General features: G+C 62.0%; 5 protein-coding genes. 1 reads left to right on the top strand and 4 read right to left on the bottom strand.

Annotated elements, in window-relative coordinates:
• Nucleotides 1-173 precede the first annotated feature (173 nt).
• Together VGG53_RS10530 and VGG53_RS10525 are read right to left on the bottom strand one after the other, a co-directional pair.
• Nucleotides 174-1253, bottom strand: coding sequence for a dihydrodipicolinate reductase (locus tag VGG53_RS10530; protein WP_331518000.1), 1080 nt, complete (start codon nt 1251-1253; stop codon nt 174-176).
• Between the two features lie 5 nt (nt 1254-1258).
• Nucleotides 1259-2284, bottom strand: coding sequence for a Rieske 2Fe-2S domain-containing protein (locus VGG53_RS10525; RefSeq protein WP_331517999.1), 1026 nt, complete (start codon nt 2282-2284; stop codon nt 1259-1261).
• Between the two features lie 142 nt (nt 2285-2426).
• On the opposite strand from VGG53_RS10525, the gene VGG53_RS10520 reads away from it, so the two are divergent.
• On the top strand, nt 2427-3002 hold the full coding sequence (locus tag VGG53_RS10520; RefSeq protein WP_331518001.1) for a TetR/AcrR family transcriptional regulator: 576 nt from the start codon (nt 2427-2429) through the stop codon (nt 3000-3002).
• Here the strand turns inward: VGG53_RS10520 and VGG53_RS10515 are convergent.
• Nucleotides 2995-3777, bottom strand: coding sequence for an SDR family oxidoreductase (locus tag VGG53_RS10515; RefSeq protein WP_331517998.1), 783 nt, complete (start codon nt 3775-3777; stop codon nt 2995-2997). The two genes, VGG53_RS10520 and VGG53_RS10515, sit on opposite strands and share 8 nt — an antisense overlap.
• Before the next feature lie 83 nt (nt 3778-3860).
• A partial coding sequence (locus VGG53_RS10510; protein WP_331517997.1) for a PE-PPE domain-containing protein occupies nt 3861-4599 on the bottom strand: 739 nt, incomplete at its 5' end.

Genomic DNA, 4599 nt, shown 5'->3' with positions numbered 1-4599 from the left:
GTTGATTGCCTGCAGGCGTGCAGCATTGCCGCTCAATAGAGCCCCCATCGCCGCGATGCGTCGCATCGGATTGCCAGACTGTTGTCCGGCTGACACTAGGGACGATCGGTTCCGGGAATGTTACGTCGCTGTCAAACTCTGGCGGCAGCGATGTTTACAGGATCAGCCCGACCCTACCGCCTGAAGCGGCCGGCAAACCCACGCAACGGCAGGTCGGCGCTGGTCATCAAACCCGGAGGTGCTGCGACGACGCCGGTGATGGCGGCCAGTGCGGGCATGCCCGTGACCGTCATACCGATCGATGCGAAGTTCGCCGGATTGGACAGGTCCACACCGGGCTTGGGGAAGATCATGTGCTTGTTGTAAACACACGGATCGCCGGTGATCTGGGTGATGTAGCAGCCCTTGATATGCCAGCTCGGGTCGGTGTGCGGGGTCATCTGCCACTCCAGATGCGTCTCGACGCGCGGGACGCCTTCCACCATGCCCTGGTATTTGATGTAGTTGCCGCCCAATGAGCCCTTGGGCAAGGTGTACCAACCCAGATCCACGTCCTTGGTGCAGGCGCCCAGCTCGTAGCTGAACTTGACTTCGTCCAGCGGCAGATCGAAGCAGTCCGCCATCATCAGGACGCTGTCGGCGAACACCCGGGTGTATTTCTCCAGCTTGGCCGGGATCTCCGGATCGACGACCGGCAGGCCGTAGCCGACCTCGATCCAGGTGTCTTTGGAGTGGTGGCATGACACATCGACCGACTCGATCGTGGTGACGTTCTCGATCTCGGCGACGTCAGCCGAACACACCACGCCCAGAATCTGATTCAGCCCCGGGTTCATTCCCGTGCCGTAGAAAGATGCACCACCCTTCTCGCAGGCCTCCTGCAGCAGCCGGCTCACCGGCTTGCCCGATGGATGCGGGTGGTTGGTGTCGCGGTGCCACCCGGTGATCCAGTCAGCCGTGGTCACGATATTGATGCCTGCCTCAAGCACTTTGACGTAGAGGTCCTCGTCGGGGAACACCCCGTGAAACGTCAGCACATCCGGCTTGGCGGCGATGATCTCCTCGATGCTGCCCGTTGCGTTGACTCCATTAGGCGCCGCGCCGGCCAGCTCGCCGCTGTCCTTGCCCACTTTGTCCGGCGAATAGCAGTGCACGCCAATCAGTTCCAGATCGGGCCGCAGAGCGATCCGCTTGATCATTTCCGAACCGACGTTGCCGGTGGCAACTTGGAACACGCGCAGCGGTGCATTCATGCAGCTCAGCCTTTCTGGGATACGGCATACACTTCGGCGGCACTGCCGCCGATTCCGTCGGGATAAAACTGCTTGGCCCACTTGCGAATTGCGGTGAACCCCTCGTATTCGGCGGTCGCCAGCGCGGGTGGATCCGAGTACCGCTGGTGTCGCCAGATCTCGACGTCCTGCTCGAACTGGCGGATCACTTCTTGGCCGAATTCGCGCGCCTTGGTTTCGGCCCGCTCCGAGTCATTGCCCGGCGTTCGCCCGATGTAGACCATGAACCGGACGTCGGAGGTGGACTCGTCCACCGGGGTGATCGCCGAGATGGTGCGGTTGTCGATCATGCCCCAGCTCTTGGTCACCGCAATGCCCAGACCACCGTTGATGGCTTCCACGCGACTGTCGATGTCCTCGATCTTCTGGTTGTCGTCGCCCTCGAACGTGATGGTGAAGTCGACGAACGACACCGGTTCGGCGAAGTCGTGGCGGGTGAAGACGGGCACGATCGGCGTGTTGTGCACGTACTTGAAATGCGCGAAGTCGACACCGTTTTCGAGGACGTACTGCGGGTGCATTTCCAGCCCCTCGCGATACAGCCGCTGCTGCGGGTAGTAGCCGTCGACGCTGCTGCCGTCGTTGAATCCGGCGAAGATGTCCGGAACCTCGAAGAAAGGTCCACGTCCCTCGACGTCGTGCCAGATGTAGACCGACTCGTTGCGCTCCACAACCGGATAGGTGCGGATACGCCGGCCGCGGTTCGGGCGATCCTGATACGGAATGCGGACGTTGCGACCTTCATTGCTCCATTGCCATCCGTGAAACGGGCACTGCAGAATCTCGCCGACGACTTTGCCGCCGAAACCCAGGTGGGCCCCGAGGTGCTCGCAGTAGGCGTTCATCACGGTGAGCCGCCCGGACTCGGCGCGCCAGGCGACCATCTGTTGGCCGAAGTAGGTCATTCGGTGGACGTCGCCCACGGCGATCTCGTCGGACCAGGCAACCTGGAACCAGCCAGTCGGTTTCATCGACAGCGGCGGTTTGGCCATGTCACGGACTATAACGATTTTCGATAGGAATTCATAGTGGGCACTATGAAACTACTAGAAAGCGGCTACCCTCCAGAGCATGGCCCCCGTGGACGTGCAGCAGCGGCGCAGCAATAAGCGCGGTCTGGCGACCCGCGAAGCGATGCTCGACGCAGCGGTGCGCTCGTTCGCATCCGGGGATCCGGGCGCGGTGTCGGCCAGTCGCATCGCCAAGGAAAGCGGTGCCACCTGGGGCGCGGTCCAATATCAATTCGGCGACGTCGACGGGTTCTGGGCCGCCGTGTTGCATCGCACCGCCGAGCGTCGTGACGCGACAATGTCCGCATTCACCAGCGCCGAACCCGACGCACCCCTGCGCGAGCGGGTCGGCGCGATCATCGACACCCTGTATCACGGTCTGGCATCACAGGATTCGCGTGCGATCGAGAGTCTGCGCGCCGCGCTCCCCCGCGAACCCGACGAGCTCGAGCGAACGTATCCACGCACCGCTGCTGAGCTGTTCTCCTGGGGTAAAAGCTGGCAGGAAACCTGCCAATGCGCCTTCGCGGGTCTGGGCGTCGACCCGCAGCGCGTGCGCGAAGTGGCGGCCCTGATTCCCGGCGCGATGCGCGGCCTGGTCTCCGAGCGCCAGCTTGGCTCCTACGCCGACCTCGACGAGGCTCGCCGCGGGTTAACCAACGCTCTGGCAACGTATTTGGACCAGTCGCGGCCTAGGTGACCCACTCCGGCTGCTGCTCGGTCTCGACCGCGGAGAAGTCCTTGTGCCCCAGCCCTGCGGTGCAGCCGCCGTCGACGACGAATTCCGAACCCGTCGAATAGCTGGACTCGTCGCTGGCCAGATAGATCACCAGGTTGGAGACCTCCTTGGGCTCGGCGGCGCGACCCAGCGCGGTCTGGAAGATGTCGTCGGGCACCCACTCGGTCATCGGCGTCTTGATCAAACCCGGGTGAATCGAGTTGACCCGAATCCCGCTGGGCCCCAACTCCAGAGCGGTGGATTTCGTCAGCCCGCGCACGGCGAACTTGGTAGCTGTATAGCCATGGCAGGCGATTGTGCCGGCCATGCCCTCGATCGACGAGATGTTGATGATCGACCCGCGGCCGGCGGCCTTCATCGGTCCGACGACCGACCGGATACCGAGGAAGACACCGGTCAGATTGATGTCGAGGATGCGGTGCCATTCGGACAGTTCGTAGTCCTCGATCAGGCCGACGTTGATGATACCGGCGTTGTTGACCAAAATGTCGACACCGCCGAACGCATCGACCGCAGTGGCGACGACCCGTTCCCAATCATCGGGTCGGGTGACGTCGAGGTGTAGGTAGCGGGCCGCCTCGCCGACCTCGTCGGCGACCGCTTCGCCTTCGGCATCAAGGATGTCGCCGAAGACCACCTTGGCCCCCTCGTCAACGAGTGCCCGGACATGCGAGGCGCCCATCCCGCGCGCACCGCCGCTGACCACCGCGACCTTGCCCGCCAATCGTCCTGCCATCAGTGCCTCCTGCCGAAGCGCGGTGACGTGGATGCCACCCCGCGACGCAGCCTAGCGACGGAACCCGATTGTCTTGTGGCTTTTCAGAACAGGATGCTGTCCGCAATCTGGAGTTGGGTCCACAACGCTTCCAAGCTGTTGACCATTGCGTCGGAAATAGTGTGGTAGTCGGTTTGCCCAATTACGTCAGAAGTGGCAGAACCGATCTCAGCCGGCGTCAGCCCGAGATATTCGAGATGGTCGCTGAATAGTCCGGCATTGTTGAGACCATTCTCGTAAATCGCCCAGCCATCGCCCGACAAGCTGTAGACGTCAGTTGGGTACAGATTGTCCGGTGTCACCTGTCCCAGCACCTCATCGGCACCGAATTGCTTGAAGAGGTCGATAATAGACTGCTGCCACGACGCTGGGAATTCGTCGAGGAACGAATTCAGAAACCCACCTTCGGCTGATGCGCTGTCACCCACCAGGACGAAGTGCAAATCATTCCCGTCAATGCCATAGTCATGCAGCTGCTGTTCGGCCATTCCCGCCACGACCGAGCTCTGCGAGTAACCAAAAATGTACAGCGGGTTCTCGGCGCTGAGATCGCCGGCGTCATACTTGTCCTCAACGGCGCCGACCAACTCGTTCACGCCATAGTTGACCGCGTCGTTAAGAGTGCCACTCGGTACGACCTCTGGCATATCGAGTGTGGCGACGTTCGCGTAGTCGGGAGCGACGTCGAAGCCAGCCGCATGGAGGTACAGATCTGCAGCGGCGTCCGCATACGCTGGATTGTCGACCGGGATGATGACGAGTGCTTCATCGACCAATTTGTAG

Origin of the sequence: Mycobacterium sp. (assembly GCF_036490025.1) — a bacterium.
GTDB lineage: Bacteria > Actinomycetota > Actinomycetes > Mycobacteriales > Mycobacteriaceae > Mycobacterium.
Note: the sequence above shows the minus strand (reverse complement) of the source record. Positions and strands in the feature narration are given on the sequence as shown.

Coding starts and splice junctions, on each gene's coding strand:
- VGG53_RS10530 (WP_331518000.1), bottom strand. CDS start 1,253: ATGAATGCACCGCTGCGCGTGTTCCAAGTTGCCACCGGCAACGTCGGT.
- VGG53_RS10525 (WP_331517999.1), bottom strand. CDS start 2,284: ATGGCCAAACCGCCGCTGTCGATGAAACCGACTGGCTGGTTCCAGGTT.
- VGG53_RS10520 (WP_331518001.1), top strand. CDS start 2,427: ATGCTCGACGCAGCGGTGCGCTCGTTCGCATCCGGGGATCCGGGCGCG.
- VGG53_RS10515 (WP_331517998.1), bottom strand. CDS start 3,777: ATGGCAGGACGATTGGCGGGCAAGGTCGCGGTGGTCAGCGGCGGTGCG.